The organism is Halomonas sp. ANAO-440, from assembly GCF_019915905.1.
GTDB classification, from domain to species: Bacteria; Pseudomonadota; Gammaproteobacteria; order Pseudomonadales; family Halomonadaceae; genus Halomonas; species Halomonas chromatireducens.
Window position 1 is genome coordinate 82,222 of sequence record NZ_JAHXBV010000001.1, and the last position, 19,320, is coordinate 101,541.

The window sequence follows — 19,320 nt, forward strand, 5'->3', positions numbered from 1 at the left end:
ACTGGCAGGGCAGGCATGGATGCGAGTCAAGGAGGACATATGAGACCCATCATTCGTCGCGGGCTGCTATGGGGCAGCCTCTATCTGGTATTGGCGCTACTACCACTCGGCATCGCGCTCATCGTCTTGCCCGAAGAAACCCGCGGTCTGCTCGGTGCCACCGGCGTGATGTTCGGTCTGCTGGCGCTGGGGGTGTTCGGCATGCAGGTCGTCATCTCCGGTCGGCACCGCTGGTTTGCAGAGAGCATTGGCTTCGACAATATCCTGCAGTTTCACCGCCAGACCGGGCTGCTGGCGCTGTGGCTGGTGGTGGCGCATCCGCTGCTGATTTTTGCCAGCGACCCGAGCTATATCGAGTTTCTTGACCCCCGCGACGATACCCTGCGCGCTCTGGCCCTGATCGGCTTGCTGATTGCCAGCGTGGTGCTGATCATCAGTTCACTATGGCGAGTGCAACTGGGGCTGTCCTACGAATGGTGGCGCCTGCTGCATGGTGGCCTGGCGCTATTCGTGATACTCGGCGGGTTAGGCCACGCGCTGATGGCCAGCCACTACACGGCCGGCTGGCTCACCGCCGGGCTACTCGTTGTAGTCCTGATGGTGCCGGTATATCTACTGCTCGACTCCCGACTGATCCGCCTATGGCGATTGCGCAAGCGGCCCTGGCAGGTGGTCGACAATCAGCCGGCGCTGGGTGATGCCACCACTCTGACCCTGGAGGCCGAGGGTGACCATCGCTTCGACTTCAATGCCGGCCAGTTCTTCTGGATCACCCTCGGTGACTCACCGTTCTCGCTGCAGCAGCACCCCTTCTCGCTGGCATCGAGCGCCTGCAGCCCGGGACGGGTCGCTTTCACCGCCAAGAATCTCGGTGACTTCACCGCCACTCTGCCGGACGTGACTCCCGGCACCCGGGCCTTCATCGAGGGGCCTTACGGAGCATTCATCCCCGATGTGAGCAGCGCCTCCGGGGTGGTGATGCTAGCCGGTGGTATCGGCGTGACACCGATCCTGAGCATCCTGCGCACCTTCCGCGACCAGGGGGTGACCCTGCCGCTGTGGTTGATCTACGCCAACCCCAGTTGGGACGAGGCGACCTTTCGTGATGAGCTTGCCGAGCTGGAGGCCGCGTTGCCGCTGAAGGTTATCCACGTGCTCAGCGACCCGCCCGAAGGTTGGCAGGGCGAGACCGGCTACATCGACAAGGCGTTGCTGGAACGCTGCCTGCCGGAAGATGACGGCCAGCGCGAGTATTTCATCTGCGGGCCGGAGCCGATGATGAACGCAGCAGAGGGGGCTCTGGTCGAGCTTGAAGTGCCTGCCACGCGGCTTACGTCCGATCGTTTCGACATCGTTTGAGGAGGCTGATCATGATCATGCTGCATCAATATGTCCGCTACGCCGGCAACCTGGCCGGTATCGTTCTGGTAGGGGTAGCCGTTGCGGTTGCCGTGATGGTGGTCCGATGACAGAGCGTCATCAGCTGTAGAAGCGCGTAAAGGACTCAAGCCCTTCACGCTCGGGTGCGAAGCCGTTCTCCGGTGCGTTGGGATCGGCATGGCCGAGTGCCAGCGCACACAGCACCAGCTCGCTGTCGTCCAGCGTCAGCTGCTCGCGAATCACGCGGTGATAGGGGGCGATGGCGGCCTGGGCACAGCTGTGCAGGCCCTGACCGCGAGCGGCCAGCATCAGGCTTTGCAGGAACATGCCGCAGTCCATGAAACTGCCGGTATCCAGGCGCCGGTCGAGGGTCAGGATCATCGCTACCGGGGCATCGAAGAAGGCATAGTTGCGCCTCGCCTGGGCCAGGCGCTTGTCGCGCTCCTCCCGTTGGATACCCAGTGTCTCGTAAAGGCCGTATCCGCAGCGCCGGCGCCGGCTAATATATGGCTCGAACCATTCACGCGGGTAGTAGACGTATTCGGCCTGGTGCTGGCCGGGCTCCCCATCAAAGGCTGCCTCAAGCGCATTGCGCAGTGCCGCCAGCGGCTCGCCGGTGACCACATGTATCTGCCAAGGCTGGATGTTGCTGCCGCTGGGGGCCTGTCTCGCCACGTTCAGCAGATGCTTCAGCGTCTCTCGCGGCACGGGGGTGGGCAGGAAGCGACGCACTGATCGTCGCGACAGAATGGCATCGTCTACATGCATGAAAGGCACCTCATAGCGATGAGTGGCCTATCATGGTGCCGTCTTGCCAGCAGATTTGCGATGCCGAAGACAGAGCTCATGGCTCATGTGGGGAATTACCTGGCTTGGCGCCATGACCTCGATGATTGCGACCTTCCGTTGGAGCAGGTGGCCGAGGCCTTGTCAGGCATCGCCAACCAGGCCGCGGGTAACTGAACGGTGCAGTAGCGATTCACCGCTCTCGAGTGCGCCTTGAAGGGCGGACCCAGTGACCAGGTGCAACACCTAACCCATCAGGCAAGGTATTTGCCATGCCCCTTGCTGTTGCCATCTCACGCTTCTGTATGTGGTTCACAGGCCGTACGATTCCGGCCCTGCTCCTTGGCTTGATAGAGAAGCTCGTCGGCTCTATGCACGCACTCATCCAGGTTGTCGGAGTCAATAAGTGAGCAAATACCGATGCTGGCTGTTATGTGCAGTGGAGATGAGGTGTCATCCAGCATTGGCCTGGTGACCAGGAGCTGGTGAAGCCGTTCGGCGGCATGTCGTGCTTCCGCTACGCTGGCTCTCGGCAGCATGACCACGAACTCTTCACCGCCCCAGCGACCAATGACATCGGCCTGCCGAAATACCTCCCGGCACAGCTCGGTGAAGCGCACAATGACTTCATCCCCGGCCTGGTGGCCCAGGGTGTCGTTGACCGTCTTGAAGTGATCCAGGTCGATCAGCATCAGGGCGGCCGGGGGAGCCCCGCGCTGCATCAGGGCCAACTCCTGATTGAGGCGCTGTTCGAAGGACCGGCGGTTGAGCAGGCCGGTGAGCGGGTCGGTGGCGGCATGCTTGGCCAGTTCGTGACGTGTCGCTTTCAGCTCGCGTATCAGCTCGGCCTGTTCGCGGTGGGCGTGCATCAGTTCCATGTGCGCCATCACCTGGTTGGCGAGGGCCTGGAGCGCGAAGCGCTGTCGTTCGGTCAGTTCGCGGGGCTGATAGTCGAGCACGCATAGCGTCCCGAGGGGATAGCCATCACGGCTTTCGAGAAGCGCCCCGGCATAGAAGCGTAGGTGTGGCTTCCCGGTCACCAGCGGGTTACTGGCAAAACGCGGGTCCCCGGTGGTGTCTGGTACGATGAACAGGCCCGGCTGCAGGATGGCATGCGCACAGATCGAGACATCCAGCGGGGTCTCGCGTATCCCGAGCCCCTTTTCCGACTTGAACCACTGCCGGTTGCGGTCAATGAAGTTGATAACAGCGATGGGAGCCTCGCAGATCAGCGAAGCCACCTCAACGATATCACCAAACGCCGACTCCTCGGGCGTGTCGAGGATCTGGTAGTCCGCCAGCGCCTGTAAGCGCTGGTTTTCATACTCGGCTGAGCAGAAGTCGGTGTTGTCAGGCATGAGCGCAAAGTTGTTCCGGTAAGGCAATCAGGTCGTGGCTGACCTGCTGGGTGTCAAGTAGTAGGGATTCATTGTTCATCGGCCATCCGTATTGGGTGAGTCCAGTCGCTCTGTCCTACGAGTAGAACGAGCGGTGGAAACAACCATCATGGCCCTCTTCCCTCCCCGTCACAACTGGCGCTGTCTCATGCGGGAGTGCCTGGGATGCGATGTGGGTCAATCGGCTACTTCAAGACGATACGATGCTCCGCAACCGTGCGGGACTGTGTGCCTGGCTGGTATTGAAGATGGGTTTGCAGTATGCCCCGTTTCTGGCTGACACAAGTATCGAACGTTGAGGGATCGCTTGCTGAGAGTGAGTGCGTATAGGGGCAAGCGGTTTTGAGCTATTCAAGAGTTGGCGCCCCCACCAGGATTCGAACCTGGGACCTTCCCCTTAGGAGGGGGACGCTCTATCCAGCTGAGCTATGGGGGCGCAACGGCTGCGCATTATAAGGGCTTGGGGCGGCAAGATAAACCGTGACGGCCGAGTCCCTTGCTTGCGTAACACTGTCACACCCCGTCACAGAACTGCCCACCGCCTTCGCTTGAGCGGTATAGTAGTGCTTTTTCATTCCTATGCGTTATTTGCATGTTCCTGGAAGTCCACATGATCAAGCGTCTTCTACCCGTTCTGATTCTGGCCATTGGCGTGGCCGGCTTCCTGGCGCTGCGTCTCACGCGTCCTGAGCCGGTAGAGGCGGTGGCGCAGGAGCGCAGCTGGCGAGTCGAGTCGATGGTGGTGAGCTATGGCGAGCATGTGCCGGTGCTGCCGCTGTTTGGCGAGGTGGTCTCGCAAGGCCGGGTCAGTCTGGTGGCGCCCTTGGCGGCGCGAGTTGCCGAGCGGCCGGTTCAGGAAGGGCAGCGTGTTGCAGCGGGGACCTTGCTGGTGGCGCTGGATGAGGCAGACACCCTGCCGCCCTTGCGTCAGGCTGAGGCAGAGGTGGCAGATTTAGCGGCCCAGATCGCCAACGAACGCATTCGTCACGACAATGATAGTCACTCCTTGGCGAGAGAACGCGATATCGTCGCTAACGCACAGCGACAGCTGGAGCGCACTCGCTCCCTGGTCGAGCGAAACCTTGCATCCCCCTCTGACCTGGATAATGCCGGCGACACCCTGGCCCGGGCTCGCTTGACGGTGGCCACCCGCGAGGGAGCCATTGCCGAGCACCCGGCGCGACTGCAAAGCCTGCAGGCGCGGCTGGCCCGGGCCGAAGCTGTGGAGCAGGCGGCACGACGGGATGCCGATCGAAGCCGTGTGCTGGCGCCCTTTGACGGTATCGTGACCGGGGTTCAGGTGTCACCTGGTGATCAGGTGGCAGCCAGGTCGGCACTGCTGACGCTCTATCCCCCCGAGGGACTGGAACTGTATGCCAGGGTTCCTCAGCGTTATCTGGATGAACTCGGCGAGTGGCTCGAACAGGATGAAGCGTTGTCAGCGGTTGCGGTGGAAGGCGGACAACGGTTCATCCTGCAGCGCCTGGCCGGGGAGAGCGACCCTGGCGGCACCGAGGCAATTTTGGTGTTGGAGGGCAGCGCATCCGGGCTGCGTCCGGGGGCGTTGCTGCCGGTTCTGCTGCAGCGCCCGGCGGTCGCCGACGCCCTGGCGGTGCCCTTCAGTGCCCTTCACGGCAGTGATGTGCTCTATCGCATCGATGAAGAGAGTCGCCTGCAGCGTCACAATGTGACTCGCCTGGGTGAGACCCTCGGCAATGACGGCGAGCGCTGGGCGCTGGTCAAGCCTGACGGGCTTGCCGCGGGCGAGCGCATCATTGTCACGCACCTCCCCAACGCCATGCAGGGGCTAAGGGTGGAAGTCGCTGAGTTACAGCCATGACTCGCAAGCGGGGGATAATCGGCTTCTTCGTGCATCATCGGGTCGCCGCTAACCTGGTAATGCTGGCGATGCTGCTGGGCGGCGCCCTGGGTATCGCGCGCATGAACGTCCAGTTCTTTCCCAGCTTCGCCCTGGATGTGGTCAGCGTGCGGGTCGTGTGGAGCGGGGCATCTGCCGAGGATGTCGAGCAGGGCGTCACCAACCCGCTGGAGCAACGGCTGCGCAGCCTCGACGGCCTGAAACGCATGACCTCCACGTCTGCTCAGGGCATCGCCAACATTACGCTGGAGTTTGTCGAGGGCAGCGACCCGGTGCTGGCCCTGGACGATGTGCGGCAGCAGGTCGACGGCTTTACCAGCCTGCCGGCAGATGCCGAGACGCCGGAAGTCTCCCGGGTGGTGCGCTACGAGCCGGTGGCGCGCCTGCTGGTGCGGGGCGATCTCGATGATCGTGAGTTGCGCCAGCTGGTGCATCGCTTCGAGAGCGAACTGCTCCTGCGTGGTATTGACCGTGTCGAGGTGAGCGGGTTGGCACAGCAGCAGATCAGCGTGGAGGTGCCGGCCGAGCGGCTGCAGGGTATGGCGCTGTCACTGGATCAGGTTGCCGAGCGTATACAGGGCATGTCCCGGGACCTGCCCGCCGGTATCCTGGGCCAGCAGGACAGCGCCCGGGAGCTGCGCTCCCTGGAGCAGCGGCGTGACCCACTGGCCTTCGAGAACCTGCCGATCCTCAGCGGCGACCGGGTCCAGCTGCGGCTGGGGGATATTGCGGTGATCCGCCAGGAGCCGAGGGAGGGGCAGCTGAGGCTCAGCCGAGAAGGCGAGGCGGCGGTGGAGATGCAGCTGCAGCGTGCCGAGAGCGGCGACTCGCTGGCTGCGGCCAGGGTGCTCGACGAGTGGCTGGCCGAGACCCGGCCTCAGCTGCCGCCGAGCGTCGAGCTGGAGGTGCATGACGAGTCCTGGCAGTTGATCGACGAGCGTATTTCTCTGCTGATCAAGAACGGCGCCGGCGGCCTGCTGCTGGTGGTGATCCTGCTCTACTTCTTCCTGCCGGCACGGGTGGCGCTGTGGGTGGCCATCGGTATTCCCACGGCCTTCATGGCGGCGCTTGGGGTTTTCTGGGGCATCGGCGGCTCGATCAACATGATGTCGCTGTTCGCCCTGATCATGGCGCTGGGGGTGATCGTCGACGACGCCATCGTGGTGGGTGAGGACGCCGATGCCCATCATCGCGCCGGCGAGGCCCCGAGGCACGCCTCGGCGGGAGCGGCACGGCGCATGCTGTGGCCGGTGCTCGCCTCATCACTGACCACGGTGGCGGCCTTCATGCCGCTGCTGATGGTCGGCGGCATCATCGGCAATATCCTGGGTGACATACCGATCATCATGATCTGCGTACTGATCGCCTCGCTGCTGGAGTGCTTCGTGGTATTGCCGGCACATCTGCGCAACGCCTTTGTTCCCGGCCGTTCCATCTCATCATCCAAGCGTCCCCGGAGGGGGCTGGCTGCTCTGCGCCAGGGTTTCGAGAACGGCTTCCAGCGTTTCCGTGAGGGTCCCTTTCGAGGCCTTTCTGCGCTTTCCCTTCGCCACCGGGGGGCAACGGTGGCCCTGGCTCTGGCGGTGGCCATCGTGACGGCGGGCCTGCTGGCCGGTGGTCGCATCGGATTCAATTTCTTCCCCGCGCCCGAGCCCAGCGTGCTCTACGCCAACGTCAACTTCGTGGCTGGCACCGAGCGGCAGCGGGTGGACCGTTTCCTCGATCACCTGCAGTCCAGCCTCGACGAGGCCGAGCAGTCCCTGGGTGGCAATCTGGTAAAGATGGCCGTGGTCCGCCATGGTGCCACCATCGAGGGCGGGGCCCCGAGCCGTAGTGCCGATGAAGTCGGGTCGGTGATGGTGGAGCTGATCTCGTCGGACCATCGTGAGGTGCGCAATTCGACTTTCATTGCCGCCTGGCGCGAGCGCATCGAGCTGCCGGCCGGGCTTGACAATTTCACCATCAGCGAGCGCGCTGCGGGGCCGCCGGGACGAGACGTCAATATTCGCCTGACGGGGGAGGATGCCCTGGCATTACGCCAGGCGGCGGACTCACTTCAACAGTCACTGTCCAGCCTGCCCGGCGTTCTCGATACCCAGGACGACATGCCCTGGGGGCGAGAGCAGTTGATCTATCGGGTCAACTCCTGGGGCGAGGCTCTTGGGCTGACAACCGCCGAGCTCGGCCGCCAGCTTCGCACTGCCTTTGACGGCCAGGTGGTGCAGGTGCATCAGGCCGGGGCCGACGAGATCGAAGTGCGTGTCCAGCTGCCTCGGGAGCAGCGCGAGCGCATAGCCACGCTGACGAGTCTGGCCGTGAGTTTACCCGATGGGCGCCAGGTGGGGCTGGATCAGGTCATGGACCTGACACACCGACAGGGCTTCGAGGCGCTGCGTCATGCCGATGGCCAACTGGCGGTGGAGATCACCGCCGAGCTGGATACGTCGGTCAGCTCGGCCGACCGGGTGCGCGAGTCGCTGTCGGCAGTGGTGTTGCCAAACCTGGCGCGGGATCACCACCTGCACTACAGCTTCGAAGGGCGAGCCGCAGACCAGCGCGAGACCCTGGCTGATATGCGTACAGGACTGCTGGTGGGGCTGGGCCTGATGTACGCCGTGCTGACCTGGGTCTTCGCTTCCTGGAGCCTGCCGCTGATCGTCATGGCGATCATTCCTTTTTCGCTGATCGGTGCCCTGCTCGGACACTGGCTAATGGGAATCGACCTGACCATCCTGTCGCTGTTCGGTTTGTTCGGGCTCTCCGGTATCGTGGTCAACAATGCCATCATTCTGGTCAGCTTCTATCGGCTGCAGCGCGACCGTGGCCTGGCCATCGATGAGGCACTCAACGAGGCAGTGGTGCAGCGAGTCCGCGCGGTTTTGCTCACCTCGCTGACCACCATCGGTGGGCTGTTGCCACTGCTGTTCGAGACCTCGCTGCAGGCCCAGTTCCTGATTCCGATGGCGGCCTCCATCGCCTTTGGGCTCGGGGTCTCGACCCTGCTGGTGCTGCTGGTGATACCGGCGCTGCTCTCCTGGCTCGAGCATGGCCGGGAGCGGTGGGCAGGGCGATACACGTCACCCGCGACGACAAACGAGGAGAGTCCACATGGAAGTCGATGAGTACCGTCGTCATGACGGCCTGGGTCTGGTGGCGCTGATTCGCCGCGGTGAAGTGAGCCAGGGTGAGGTCTTCGCGGCGGCCTGTGCTGCCATCGAGGCAGGCAACCCAAGCCTGGCGGCGGTGGTTCGCACCCGCTTCGAGCGGGCCCGGGCCGAGGGCCGGCAGACTGACCCCGCGGCACCCTTTGCCGGGGTGCCGACCCTGACCAAGGACCTGCTGATGGCGCTGGAAGGCGAGCCGCTGGCCTTCGGCAGTGCGTCTCTTGTCGACTGGAAAGCCCCGGTGGATTCGACCCTGGTCACCCGCCTGCGCGAGGCGGGTCTCTCCATTCTCGGTCAGACAGCCACGCCGGAGCTGGGGCTGATGGGAATCACCGAGCCACGTGCCTTTCCCCATCCACGCAACCCCTGGAATAAGGAGCACTCACCCGGTGGCTCAAGCGGCGGCGCGGCTGCTGCGGTGGCCGGTGGGTTGGTGCCGCTGGCCATGGCCGGCGATGGTGGCGGATCGATTCGCATCCCCGCCAGCTACTGCGGCCTTTTCGGCCTCAAGCCGTCGCGTGGACGGGTGCCACAGGGGCCGCTTCACGCTGAGGTGTGGCAGGGCGCCGTGGTGGAGCACGCCGTAACGCGCTCGGTTCGCGACAGCGCCGCGTTGCTCGATGCCATCAATGGCATGGACGAGGGTGCCCCCTATCCGGTGAGACCCGAACAGGGCTTCCTCGCCGCGCTGGAGCGCCCCCCCGGAGCGCTGCGTGTGGCGGTGTCGATGGGCGACCCGCTGGGCAAGCCGCTCGGGACTGTGCTTGATCCCCAGGTGCGCCAGGCTGTGGAGCAAGCGGCCAAGACGCTCGACAGTCTGGGGCACCACGTTGAGTGGGCTGATCCACCGGTGGATGGCGAACGACTGGCCAACGCCTATTTGACGCTCTATCTGGGCCATCTCAGCGCCGACCTGGCCTGGATCGCCCGCGAGACCGGCGTACCCGTGTCTCTCCTGAAGGTCGAGCCATCCACGCGAGCCATTGCCCGGCTGGGCCGTCACCTGCCAGTGCGCGACTATGAGCTGGCCAAGCGTGACTGGAATACGGCGGCCCGGGCAATGGGTGCGTTCCATCGTCGCTATGATGTGTTGCTGATGCCGGTTGCCGCCGCTCCCGCACCGCGCCTTGGCGAGCTCTACCCGCCGGCGTCCCAGGAACGCTTGATGTCAATGCTGGCGATACCGGGCCTCCCGGCACTGGCGCTCAAGGCTGGAATGCTCAAGCACTTGGCCAAGGATGCGCTGGCCCGTACCCCATTTACCCAACTGGCCAACCTCACCGGCCAGCCGGCCATGTCGCTGCCGCTGCACGTCACCCCGGCTGGCTTGCCGGTGGGGGTGCAAGTGATTGGTGCCATGGGTGGCGAGCGACGGCTGCTGGCGCTGGCGGCCCAGGTCGAGGCCGAGGTGCAATGGCATCGGCACCTGCCCAGGCCGCTCGAAGGCAGGTAGAATGCCCGCCATATTCCGCCGTTGCCGAGCCCTGCATGCCTGATCGCGTTTCTCCCTTCTCGTCGGCCGGCGATCGCCACTTCGACGGTCTGGCCGAGAAGTTTGCCGGCAGCCTCTATGGTGGCCCTCGCGGGGCACTGCGCCTGGCCCTGCTCGATCGCCTGCTGCCGGAAATGCTCCGCCTCGATGACCAGCCGGTGCTCGACGTGGGTGGTGGCCTGGGTCAGCTCTCGGGCTGGTTTGCCCGACGTGGCCATGCGGTCACTCTGGTCGAGCCGGCCGCCGATATGCTCGATCATGCCCGTCAGGCGCTGGCCGGGCAGCCGATCACCTTCGTCGAGGCATCGCTGCAGGCACTGCCGCAGCGTGCGGCGGGCCCCTGGCCGCTGATTGCCTGTCATGCGGTGCTGGAGTGGCTGCGCGATCCCCGGGCGGCGCTGGCCATCCTGGCAGGACACCTTGCGCCGGGAGGCCAGCTGTCGCTGATGGTGTTCAACCGCGATGCGCTGCGCATGTCCAACGTGGTGAAGGGCAATCTCGAGAAGGCGCTGGATGACCGTCTGGAGGGCACCGGCAAGCGTCAGCGGTTGACGCCGATCTCGCCGTTGACTCACGACCAGATTGAGACCTGGAGCGCAGAGAACGGCTTGACCATCGAAGCAGTAGCAGGTGTTCGAGTCTTCCACGACTACCTGCGCCACCCGCCGACCACGGAGGCCGACTGGACCCGGCTGGTGGCGCTCGAGCAGCGCTACTGCCGCACGGAACCCCACTGGCGGCTGGGCCGCTACCTGCTCTATACCCTGGTTCGCACCGATACCGCCACCTGCTCAAGGAGATCCTGATGCCTGCCGAGACCCCGGTCTGCCAGTTGCTCGAACGCCAGGACGCCGACTACCGAGCTTGGCTGTGGGTAGCGCCGCCCCGCGACGCCTGGCTCGAGGGCGCTGAGGATGGGGCAGGGCAGGGCAGCGTGCGCAGCGCCGATCATGCAGTGCTGCAAGCCTGGCGGGCCCGAGGCCTTGCGGCCAGCTCCCCCTTCGATGCTCCGGTGTCAGAAGAGCCCCCGGGAGTGGTGCTGTTCTGGCCCAAGGCCCACGCCCTGGGAGAGTGGTGGTTGCTGTGGCTTTGCGCCAACCTGCCTGCGGGAACGCGGCTGCAGCTGGTGGGGGAGAACCAGGGCGGCATCAGGCGGGTGCTCAAGGTGCTGGCGGCGCTGGGGCTGGGCTGTCGCAAGCGCGATAGCGCCCGGCGCTGTTCGCTGTTCGAGACACGCCTGGACCGTGTGGATATCGACCCGGATGCGGCCTGGTCCTCCTTCGAGGCCGAGGGACTGACCCTGGTCAGCCACCCGGGCGTGTTCGGCCACGGCAAGCTTGATGATGGCACCAGGTTGCTGCTCGAGCAGTTGCAGGATGTGCTGCCGGAAGGTGGTGCTAAGGGGCGGGGCGAGCTACTCGACATGGGGTGCGGCGACGGGGTGCTGGCAGCCTGGCTGGCGCGGCGCGGCCACAGGGTCACGGCGGTGGACGTCAATGGCTTTGCCGTCGAGGCGACCCGGCGCACCTTGATAGCCAACGACCTGCAGGGCGAGGCGCTGGCCGGCGATGTCTACTCGACCCTGGGCGAGCGGCGTTTCGAGGTCATCGTCAGCAATCCCCCGTTCCATCAGGAGCGCAGCATCGACTACGGTCCGGCCGGGCGCCTGATCCGCGAGGCGCCGGACCACCTGGTGCCGGGCGGCCAGCTCATCCTGGTGGCCAACGCCTTCCTGCCCTACCCGGATCTGCTGCAGAACGCCTTCGGCGGCTTTGAAATCCTTGCCGATGACCGGCGCTTTCGGGTCTATCGAGCCTGGGACGCCGGATCGCGGTAGGCGATATCCGTGATCACGTAGGTGGTGTCGCCGGCCGGAGCCTTCACCGTCACGTCGTCGTCCAGCGCCTTGCCCAGCAGGGCACGGGCCAAGGGTGCGTCGACGCTGATCCAGCGCTTGGCGGTATCGGTCTCGTCATGGCCGACGATGCGAATGCGCATCTCCTCGCCTTCCTCGTCTTCCAGGGTGACGAAGGCACCGAAATAGACCTTGTCGGTCGCCGCCGGCAGCCGGTCCACCACCTGTAGTTCGTCGAGCCGCTTGGTCAGGTAGCGGATCCGCGCGATGACGCGGTTGAGCTCCTTCTTGTTGTAGGTGTAGTCGGCGTTCTCGCTGCGGTCCCCCAGTGCCGCCGCCTCACCCACCTTGGCCGACAGGGCCGGACGCTTCACCCGTGAGAGATGCTCGAGAATGCCGCGCAGGCGTTCCGCCCCCTCGAGAGTGATCAGGTTGCTCTTGGGTTCCTGGCGCGGATCCTTGGCCGGGTCGCGCCAGCGGGTCATGTTGCGGCCCTTCATTCCGTTCCGCTCCTGTTTCGTCTGAGAGCCGCAACATACGCCATTCTCGCGGTGCGGGCCAAGCGGCAGCTCAGGAAACTGGAAGTTCATTCAAACGTTCGTTACATTGCATGGGCGAACCCGTCGTTTCGTTCAAGAATAACCCCAAGGAGACCGGACATGATTCGACACCATCTACTTGCCGTTGCGCTGGGCATCGGCATTGCACTGGCCCCGCTCGGCAGCGCCGTCGCCTGGGAAGGTGACGTGGAAGCGCTGAAGCAGCGCTGGGAGCAGATCAATACACAGCGCGCCGAGGGTGATCGTCGCCGTGCGTTGAAGTCGCTCGCCGACGAGGCCGAGCGCCTGGCAGAGGCCCATCCAGGGGAGGCCCAGCCGCTGATCTGGTATGGCATCATCGAGGCCTCTCATGCCCGTGAGCGCAGTGGTCTGGGCGCCCTTGGCAGTGCGCGCAGCGCCCGCGACGCCCTGGAAAAGGCCATTGAACTCGACCCGGAAGGGGGTAACGGTTCTGCCTACGTGACACTTGGGGCACTGTATGACCGCGCGCCGGGTCGTCCGGTCGGCTTCGGCAACAGCGATACCGCCGAGCAAATGTTCCAGCGTGCGCTGGAGATTCGACCGGACGGCATCGACGTGAACTTCTACTATGCCGCTTTCCTGGAGGATGAAGGTCGCCAGGCGGAGGCCCGCGAACATGCCCAGCGTGCCGTGGATGGCACGGCGCGTCCGGACCGGGAGACGTCCGACGAGGCACTGCGGGAAGAGGCAAGAGCCCTGCTGGGGACGCTTTGATCCTTTCTGCCTGACTCTTTCTTCCTCAACCCTCCTCCTGGCCCTGCCCTTCGCTGCCGTGCCGGTCGCTCTGACCGCACGGCAGTTGGCATTTCGGGCCCCGGTCATGATAATGGTCGCCATTCGTCGATTGGAGAATGGCATGCCCAACAGCCACGACCAGAACCTCGACTACGACCAGAGTCGCGAGCTCACGCTTCTCCCCGCTTTTTCGGCGGACGATGTGGAACTGCGCGAACGGCGCTGCCTGTATCAGGGCTTCTTTCGCCTGGAGGAGGTGCACCTTCGCCATCGGCTCTTCGACGGTGGCTGGAGCGGTGAGGTGGTGCGCGAGGTGCATTGCCGCCATGATGCCGTAGGGGTGCTGCTCTACGATGTGGAGCGGGATTGCGTCGTGCTGGTGGAGCAGATTCGTGCGGGTGCCTTGGCCGACCCCGTTTCGCCCTGGAAGCTCGAAGTGGTGGCAGGCCTGGTCGAAGCGGGAGAGAGCCGGGCCGAGGTGGCTCGTCGCGAGGCCATGGAGGAGGCCGGTTGCCCCGTCGACGAGGTGATCGAACTGCATACCTACTACCCTAGCCCCGGTGCCTGCGACGAGCGGGTCACCCTCTACTGTGCCCTGGTGGACTGTGGGGGCCTGGGAGGCGTGCATGGGCTCGACGAAGAGCACGAGGACATTCGTGTTCACGTGCTACCGTTTACTCAGGCTTGGGAACTCCTGCAGGCTGGCCGACTCGACAATGCCATGTGTCTTATCGCCTTTTACTGGCTGGCTGCCGAGCGAGCGTCTCTGAGAGCAAGGAGGTAGCGTGGCAAGAACCGCCTATGTGACCGATCTAAAGGGCCTGCAGGGTGAATGCAGTGCCAACTACCTGCGCCTGACCCGGCTGCTGGGCGACCTGGGCGCGGGTGAAACCCGACAGCTGGAGCTGACAGGGCAGAACGGCCGCTTCGGCACCCTGCATCTTGAGATACTCGAGCAGGCGCCCTATACCACCATGGCGCGGGTGACCCAGAGCGGCCTCATGGAGGGGCTCATCGAGCCACCGCGCATGCGGGTGCATCTCTATCATGATGTGCGCATGGCCGAGGTCACCGATTTTCAGCGCGAACGCCACTTCGACGGCCGCTACCGCTACCCCAACCTGCGCATGTTCCAGCCCGACGAAAAACTGCAGCTCAATCGCTTCCTTGGAGAGTGGCTGGCCCATGGCCTGGCGCACGGCCACCCCGCCGACCTGCCCGAGCTGCCTTGAAGAGGGCGTTACCTTGATGTGCGAGCTGCCCTGATGCGTATCGTCCAGATCACCGACTGCCACCTCCATGCCGATCCCCGGGCACGCTCCCGGGCCGGCTTCCCCTTGCGCCAACTCGAGGCGGTGGTGAACGCCGCCATCGGTGAGCATCCCGACCTGGTGCTGGTCACCGGCGATATCAGCCAGGATGAGACCTTGGCCTCCTATGAGCTGGCCCATGGGTTGCTGTCGCGGCTGGATTGCCCCTGGTTCTGGCTGGCCGGCAACCACGACCAGCCCCAGTTGATGGAGCCGGTCAAGGCCATCCATCGGGAGGTCGACCTCGGCGGTTGGCGCCTGTTGACGGTGGATACCAGCGTGCCTGGCCAGGCCCATGGCGAGATCGGGGAAACGCGTCTTGCCGAGCTGGTCGAGCAGTTGGTAGCGGACGACCGGCCTACGCTGCTGGCGATGCATCATCCGCCGCTTGTCCTGGGCTCGGAATGGCTCGATGCCATCGGGCTAAAGGATCGCGACGCCCTATGGCAGACGCTGGCCGACTTTCCCCAGGTAAGAATGATCCTCTGCGGTCACATTCACCAGGCGCTGGCCAGCCATCGGCAGGGAGTGGCCATCTACGGTACCCCCTCCACGACCGACCAGTTCCTGCCTGGCTCGGCTGATTTCGCCATCGACGAGGCCTCTCGTCCCGGCTATCGCATCGTGGACCTGACCGACGGCGAGTGGCTGACCTGGGTGGAGCGTGTCGACCTCTGATAGCGTAGCGTTATTCGTATATCGACTAAAAAGATAGGCAATCATTCTTTTACGTTATTATGGTTCCGGCGTTAATCTGTGTCGCATGATCCTTCTTGCCCTTAGTCATGCGAGGTACCCGGGCCGATGACCAGTCTTCATGCACCCGCACGCGAGCCGGCCGCCCAGGCTGCCGGAGCGGAGCAAGCGTCTCTTTCGCCCCAGCGCCTGACCCATCTCCAGCAGTTGGAAGCCGAGTCCATCCATATCATTCGCGAGGTGGCCGCCGAGTTTGCCAACCCGGTGATGATGTATTCCATCGGCAAGGACTCCTCGGTGATGCTGCACCTGGCGCGCAAGGCCTTCTATCCCGGCCCGCCGCCGTTTCCGCTGCTGCACGTGGACACCACCTGGAAGTTCCGCGAGATGATCGAATTCCGCGATCGCATGGCGGCTGAGGTGGGCATGGAGCTGCTGGTGCATACCAACGAAGAGGGGCGTGCCGCCGGCATCAATCCCTTCGACCACGGTTCCAGCGGCTATACCGACGTGATGAAGACCGAGGCCCTCAAGCAGGCGCTGAACAAGTATGGCTTCGATGCCGCCTTCGGCGGTGCTCGCCGGGATGAGGAGGCGAGCCGTGCCAAGGAGCGCGTGTTCTCCTTCCGCGACAAGTTTCACCGCTGGGACCCCAAGAACCAGCGGCCGGAGCTGTGGAACCTCTACAACGCCCGCATCAACAAGGGCGAGTCGATCCGCGCCTTTCCGCTCTCCAACTGGACCGAGCTGGACATCTGGCAGTACATCCATCTTGAGCAGATTCCCATCGTGCCGCTCTACTTCAGCGCCCCGCGCCCGGTCGTCGAGCGAGACGGCATGCTGGTGATGGTCGACGACGAGCGCATGCCGCTGGCCGAGGGAGAAGTGCCTGAGGAGAAGTGGGTGCGCTTCCGTACCCTGGGCTGCTATCCGCTCACCGGCGCAGTGGAGTCGAAGGCAGCCACCCTGCCCGAGATCATCCAGGAGATGCTGCTGACCCGTACCAGCGAGCGCAGCGGCCGTGCCATCGACCACGACCAGGCCGGCTCCATGGAGAAGAAGAAGCGCGAGGGGTACTTCTAATGTCACACCAATCCAACCTGATAGCCGAAAACATCGAGCAGTACCTTCACGAGCACGAGAACAAGGACCTGCTGCGCTTCATCACCTGCGGCAGCGTCGACGACGGCAAGTCGACCCTGATCGGTCGGCTGTTGCATGACTCCAAGATGATCTTCGACGACCACCTGGCGGCGATCACCCGGGATTCGAAGAAGAGCGGTACCACCGGCGATGCCGTGGACCTGGCGCTGCTGGTCGACGGGTTGCAGTCGGAGCGGGAGCAGGGCATCACCATCGACGTGGCCTACCGCTTCTTCTCCACCGACAAGCGCAAGTTCATCATTGCCGATACCCCGGGCCACGAGCAGTACACCCGCAACATGGCCACCGGCGCCTCCAACGCCAGCCTGGCGATCATCCTGATCGACGCCCGCTACGGGGTGCAGACCCAGACCCGTCGGCACAGCTTCATCGCCGACCTGCTGGGGATCAAGCACCTGCTGATTGCGGTCAACAAGATGGATCTGGTGGGCTTCGAGGAAGCACGATTCAACGAGATCGTCGCCGACTATCGTCGCTTCGCCGAGCAACTGTCGGCCAGCGACATCCGCTTCGTGCCGATCTCGGCGCTGGAAGGCGACAACGTGGTCAATCGCAGCGACCGCTCGCCCTGGTATGCCGTCGACGGCGAGCCCGGCCCGGCCCTGCTGGAGCTGCTGGAAACCGTCGAGGTGTCTCGGGATCGCAACGTGGTCGACCTGCGCTTTCCGGTGCAGTACGTCAACCGCCCGAACCTGGATTTCCGCGGCTATGCCGGTACCCTCGAAGCGGGGGTGCTGCGTCCCGGGCTTGCGGTCAAGGTACTGCCCTCGGGCAAGACCAGCCGCGTCGAGCGGGTCGTTACCTTCGACGGCGATCTGGAAGCCGCCTGGCCGGGCCAGGCGGTTACCGTCACCCTGGAAGACGAGCTCGATATCTCCCGTGGGGACTGGATCGTCGCCGAGGATGCCGATATCGCCCTGTCGAACAGTTTCGATGCCGATATCGTCTGGATGCACGAGCAGCCCCTGGCGCCGGGCCGTCAGGTGGACATTCGCCTGGCGGGGCGCTCGGTCTCCGGACAGATACGCACCATTCATCACCAGGTGGACGTCAACACCCTGGAGCGACACGGCACCGATCAGCTCGAGCTCAATGCCATCGCTCGCTGTCGCGTCGAGCTGACCGCCGAGGTGGCCCTTGACCCCTATGCGCAGAGCCCCGGCACCGGCAGCTTCATCGTCATCGATCGGCTGACCAACGTCACCGTGGGGGCGGGGATGATTCGCTCCATTGTGAAAGACGATGCCAAGCAGGGCAGTGAGGTCGACTGGGCGGCCTTCGAGGCGGACCTCAACGCACTGGTGCGCAAGCACTTCCCGCACTGGGAGGCGAAGGACGTGCGCAACCTGCTGACACGCTGATCGCGGTATCCTGCTGTCTACGACGCCCTGCTAATACTATTTTCGAAGCCCTGTTAATATACGGGGCTTCGTTTTTCGGCTGTCGATTCGCTTTTCCATCCTGCACCAGGGATTTTTATGCCACCCAACGCCGTCCCCCATGATGTTCCCTTCCGCGAGGCGGTGCATGTCTGGCTGCGTATCGCTCTGCTGAGCTTCGGCGGACCCGCGGGGCAGATCGCGGTCATGCACCGTATCCTGGTGGAAGAGAAGAAGTGGATCGGCGAGAACCGTTTCCTGCACGCCTTGAACTACTGCATGCTGCTGCCCGGCCCCGAGGCGCAGCAACTGGCGATCTACATCGGCTGGCTGATGCATCGCACCCGGGGTGGCCTTCTGGCGGGCACTCTCTTCGTGCTGCCGGGGTTCATTGCCATCCTGGCACTCAGTTACCTCTATGCGGCACTGGGCAACGTGGGCCTGGTCGAAGGGCTCTTCTTCGGCCTCAAGGCGGCGGTACTGGCCATCGTGGTCAACGCCGTGGTACGGATCGGCAAGCGGGCCTTGAAGAACAACGTGATGCTGGGCATTGCCGCCGCGGCCTTCGTGGCTATCTTCTTTCTCGATATCGCCTTCCCCCTGATCATCGTTACCGCCGCCCTGATCGGCTACTTCGGTGGTCGGGCGGGCTCGCCGCTGTTCCAGGTAGGGGGCGGCCATGATGCCAACGGGGAGAAGGGGCTTGCCGACAGTGAGTCGCTGCTCGGCGAGCAGTTGCCGGATCATGCTCGCGTCAATCGGGCCTGGTCGCTCAAGGTCTCGGCCACCTTCCTTTCCCTGTGGCTCACCCCGGTGCTGCTGCTCATTGCCGTGCTGGGCTTCGACAGTGTCTTTACCCAGATCGCCACCTTCTTCAGCCAGATGGCCGTGGTCACCTTCGGCGGTGCCTACGCGGTGCTGAGCTACGTGGCCCAGGCGGCGGTTCAGAACTATGGCTGGCTAGCCCCGGGGGAGATGCTCGACGGGCTGGGCATGGCCGAGACCACCCCCGGCCCCCTGATCCAGGTGGTGCAGTTCGTCGGCTTCATGGGTGCGTTTCGCGACGCCGGCACCCTGGACCCCTGGGTTGCGGCGACTTTTGCCGCGGTACTGACCACCTGGGTGACCTTCGTACCCTGTTTCCTGTGGATATTCCTCGGTGCGCCCTACGTGGAGCGGTTGCGCGACAATGCCGCCCTGAGCGGCGCGATGACGGCGATCACCGCCGCCGTGGTGGGTGTGGTGCTCAACCTGGCGGTGTGGTTCGGCATCCATGTGGTATTCGGCGAAGTGGGGGAGTGGCGCGGGGCGGGCCTGCGGCTGCTGATTCCCGACCTGGCCACCCTGGATCCATTGGCCCTGCTGCTCTCTGCCGGGGCCATGCTGGCGATATTCCGTTTCAAGCTGGGCATGCTCAAGGTGCTGGGCGCGTGTGCGCTGCTGGGTATGGTGTTTTCCCTGCTGAGTTAGGGAAACACTGCACAGATGCCTGCGCGAGCGAA

The 19,320-nt window shown here is 64.3% G+C and carries 17 protein-coding genes and 1 tRNA gene; 14 read left to right on the top strand and 4 right to left on the bottom strand.

What is annotated here, in order from left to right; translation table 11 throughout:
• The first annotated feature begins 39 nt into the window (after positions 1-39).
• On the top strand, positions 40-1,359 hold the full coding sequence (locus KZO25_RS00360) for a ferric reductase-like transmembrane domain-containing protein (RefSeq protein ID WP_223135465.1): 1,320 nt from the start codon (positions 40-42) through the stop codon (positions 1,357-1,359).
• Positions 1,360-1,479: 120 nt separating this feature from the next.
• Here the strand turns inward: KZO25_RS00360 and KZO25_RS00365 are convergent, their stop codons facing one another.
• Entirely contained in the window at positions 1,480-2,148 is a 669-nt protein-coding gene (locus tag KZO25_RS00365) for a nitroreductase (RefSeq protein ID WP_223135466.1), read from the bottom strand.
• A 60-nt stretch (positions 2,149-2,208) separates the two neighbouring features.
• Here KZO25_RS00365 and KZO25_RS19890 point away from each other — a divergent pair, with 60 nt between their 5' ends.
• The gene (locus KZO25_RS19890; protein WP_262488764.1) at positions 2,209-2,343 is read left to right on the top strand and encodes a hypothetical protein; all 135 of its coding nucleotides are present in this window, start codon (positions 2,209-2,211) and stop codon (positions 2,341-2,343) included.
• Between the two features lie 116 nt (positions 2,344-2,459).
• Here the strand turns inward: KZO25_RS19890 and KZO25_RS00370 are convergent, their stop codons facing one another.
• Positions 2,460-3,524 (bottom strand): sensor domain-containing diguanylate cyclase, encoded by a 1,065-nt coding sequence (locus tag KZO25_RS00370; protein WP_223135467.1) that lies wholly within the window; start codon positions 3,522-3,524, stop codon positions 2,460-2,462.
• Positions 3,525-3,922: 398 nt separating this feature from the next.
• Positions 3,923-3,999 (bottom strand) — tRNA-Arg (locus KZO25_RS00375).
• 174 nt (positions 4,000-4,173) lie between these two features.
• On the opposite strand from KZO25_RS00375, the gene KZO25_RS00380 reads away from it, so the two are divergent.
• From KZO25_RS00380 to KZO25_RS00400, 5 genes are read left to right on the top strand one after another with little or no spacing between them, the layout of a single operon-like run.
• Positions 4,174-5,403 carry an efflux RND transporter periplasmic adaptor subunit gene (locus tag KZO25_RS00380; RefSeq protein ID WP_223135468.1) on the top strand — a complete coding sequence of 410 codons (1,230 nt, stop codon included), beginning with the start codon at positions 4,174-4,176 and terminating at the stop codon, positions 5,401-5,403.
• The gene (locus KZO25_RS00385) at positions 5,400-8,564 is read left to right on the top strand and encodes an efflux RND transporter permease subunit (protein WP_223135469.1); all 3,165 of its coding nucleotides are present in this window, start codon (positions 5,400-5,402) and stop codon (positions 8,562-8,564) included. Before KZO25_RS00380 ends, KZO25_RS00385 begins: the two co-directional genes overlap by 4 nt.
• Positions 8,551-10,059, top strand: a complete 1,509-nt coding sequence (locus KZO25_RS00390; RefSeq protein ID WP_223135470.1) for an amidase — start codon at positions 8,551-8,553, stop codon at positions 10,057-10,059. The genes KZO25_RS00385 and KZO25_RS00390 overlap by 14 nt, the downstream gene beginning before the upstream one ends.
• A 35-nt stretch (positions 10,060-10,094) precedes the next feature.
• Entirely contained in the window at positions 10,095-10,904 is an 810-nt protein-coding gene (locus KZO25_RS00395) for a methyltransferase domain-containing protein (protein WP_223135471.1), read from the top strand.
• Positions 10,904-11,935 carry a methyltransferase gene (locus KZO25_RS00400; RefSeq protein ID WP_223135472.1) on the top strand — a complete coding sequence of 344 codons (1,032 nt, stop codon included), beginning with the start codon at positions 10,904-10,906 and terminating at the stop codon, positions 11,933-11,935. Before KZO25_RS00395 ends, KZO25_RS00400 begins: the two co-directional genes overlap by 1 nt.
• Here KZO25_RS00400 and greB read toward each other — a convergent pair.
• Entirely contained in the window at positions 11,905-12,453 is a 549-nt protein-coding gene (greB, locus tag KZO25_RS00405; protein ID WP_223135473.1) for a transcription elongation factor GreB, read from the bottom strand. The genes KZO25_RS00400 and greB overlap by 31 nt on opposite strands.
• Positions 12,454-12,612: 159 nt before the next feature.
• Here greB and KZO25_RS00410 point away from each other — a divergent pair, with 159 nt between their 5' ends.
• From KZO25_RS00410 to chrA, 7 genes are all read left to right on the top strand, one after another.
• Positions 12,613-13,248 carry a hypothetical protein gene (locus KZO25_RS00410; protein WP_066445284.1) on the top strand — a complete coding sequence of 212 codons (636 nt, stop codon included), beginning with the start codon at positions 12,613-12,615 and terminating at the stop codon, positions 13,246-13,248.
• A gap of 142 nt (positions 13,249-13,390) precedes the next feature.
• Positions 13,391-14,053 carry an NUDIX domain-containing protein gene (locus tag KZO25_RS00415; protein ID WP_066445286.1) on the top strand — a complete coding sequence of 221 codons (663 nt, stop codon included), beginning with the start codon at positions 13,391-13,393 and terminating at the stop codon, positions 14,051-14,053.
• Between the two features lies 1 nt (position 14,054).
• Entirely contained in the window at positions 14,055-14,501 is a 447-nt protein-coding gene (locus tag KZO25_RS00420) for a DUF1249 domain-containing protein (protein WP_066445289.1), read from the top strand.
• A gap of 33 nt (positions 14,502-14,534) precedes the next feature.
• Positions 14,535-15,257: a phosphodiesterase gene (locus tag KZO25_RS00425; RefSeq protein ID WP_223135474.1), complete on the top strand. Its 723-nt coding sequence runs from the start codon at positions 14,535-14,537 to the stop codon at positions 15,255-15,257.
• 126 nt (positions 15,258-15,383) lie between these two features.
• Positions 15,384-16,358, top strand: a complete 975-nt coding sequence (cysD, locus tag KZO25_RS00430; RefSeq protein WP_223135475.1) for a sulfate adenylyltransferase subunit CysD — start codon at positions 15,384-15,386, stop codon at positions 16,356-16,358.
• The gene (gene cysN / locus KZO25_RS00435) at positions 16,358-17,800 is read left to right on the top strand and encodes a sulfate adenylyltransferase subunit CysN (protein ID WP_223135476.1); all 1,443 of its coding nucleotides are present in this window, start codon (positions 16,358-16,360) and stop codon (positions 17,798-17,800) included. Before cysD ends, cysN begins: the two co-directional genes overlap by 1 nt.
• Before the next feature lie 117 nt (positions 17,801-17,917).
• On the top strand, positions 17,918-19,288 hold the full coding sequence (gene chrA, locus KZO25_RS00440; RefSeq protein ID WP_223135477.1) for a chromate efflux transporter: 1,371 nt from the start codon (positions 17,918-17,920) through the stop codon (positions 19,286-19,288).
• The last annotated feature ends 32 nt before the right edge of the window (positions 19,289-19,320 follow it).

Bases quoted from the DNA above. Each gene is read 5' to 3' on its own strand.
- chrA (WP_223135477.1), top strand. From the start codon at position 17,918: ATGCCACCCAACGCCGTCCCCCATGATGTTCCCTTCCGCGAGGCGGTG.
- KZO25_RS00385 (WP_223135469.1), top strand. From the start codon at position 5,400: ATGACTCGCAAGCGGGGGATAATCGGCTTCTTCGTGCATCATCGGGTC.
- KZO25_RS00425 (WP_223135474.1), top strand. From the start codon at position 14,535: ATGCGTATCGTCCAGATCACCGACTGCCACCTCCATGCCGATCCCCGG.
- KZO25_RS00380 (WP_223135468.1), top strand. From the start codon at position 4,174: ATGATCAAGCGTCTTCTACCCGTTCTGATTCTGGCCATTGGCGTGGCC.
- cysN (WP_223135476.1), top strand. From the start codon at position 16,358: ATGTCACACCAATCCAACCTGATAGCCGAAAACATCGAGCAGTACCTT.
- KZO25_RS00410 (WP_066445284.1), top strand. From the start codon at position 12,613: ATGATTCGACACCATCTACTTGCCGTTGCGCTGGGCATCGGCATTGCA.
- KZO25_RS00415 (WP_066445286.1), top strand. From the start codon at position 13,391: ATGCCCAACAGCCACGACCAGAACCTCGACTACGACCAGAGTCGCGAG.
- KZO25_RS00395 (WP_223135471.1), top strand. From the start codon at position 10,095: ATGCCTGATCGCGTTTCTCCCTTCTCGTCGGCCGGCGATCGCCACTTC.
- KZO25_RS19890 (WP_262488764.1), top strand. From the start codon at position 2,209: ATGCCGAAGACAGAGCTCATGGCTCATGTGGGGAATTACCTGGCTTGG.
- greB (WP_223135473.1), bottom strand. From the start codon at position 12,453: ATGAAGGGCCGCAACATGACCCGCTGGCGCGACCCGGCCAAGGATCCG.
- KZO25_RS00370 (WP_223135467.1), bottom strand. From the start codon at position 3,524: ATGCCTGACAACACCGACTTCTGCTCAGCCGAGTATGAAAACCAGCGC.
- cysD (WP_223135475.1), top strand. From the start codon at position 15,384: ATGACCAGTCTTCATGCACCCGCACGCGAGCCGGCCGCCCAGGCTGCC.
- KZO25_RS00365 (WP_223135466.1), bottom strand. From the start codon at position 2,148: ATGCATGTAGACGATGCCATTCTGTCGCGACGATCAGTGCGTCGCTTC.
- KZO25_RS00400 (WP_223135472.1), top strand. From the start codon at position 10,904: ATGCCTGCCGAGACCCCGGTCTGCCAGTTGCTCGAACGCCAGGACGCC.
- KZO25_RS00360 (WP_223135465.1), top strand. From the start codon at position 40: ATGAGACCCATCATTCGTCGCGGGCTGCTATGGGGCAGCCTCTATCTG.
- KZO25_RS00390 (WP_223135470.1), top strand. From the start codon at position 8,551: ATGGAAGTCGATGAGTACCGTCGTCATGACGGCCTGGGTCTGGTGGCG.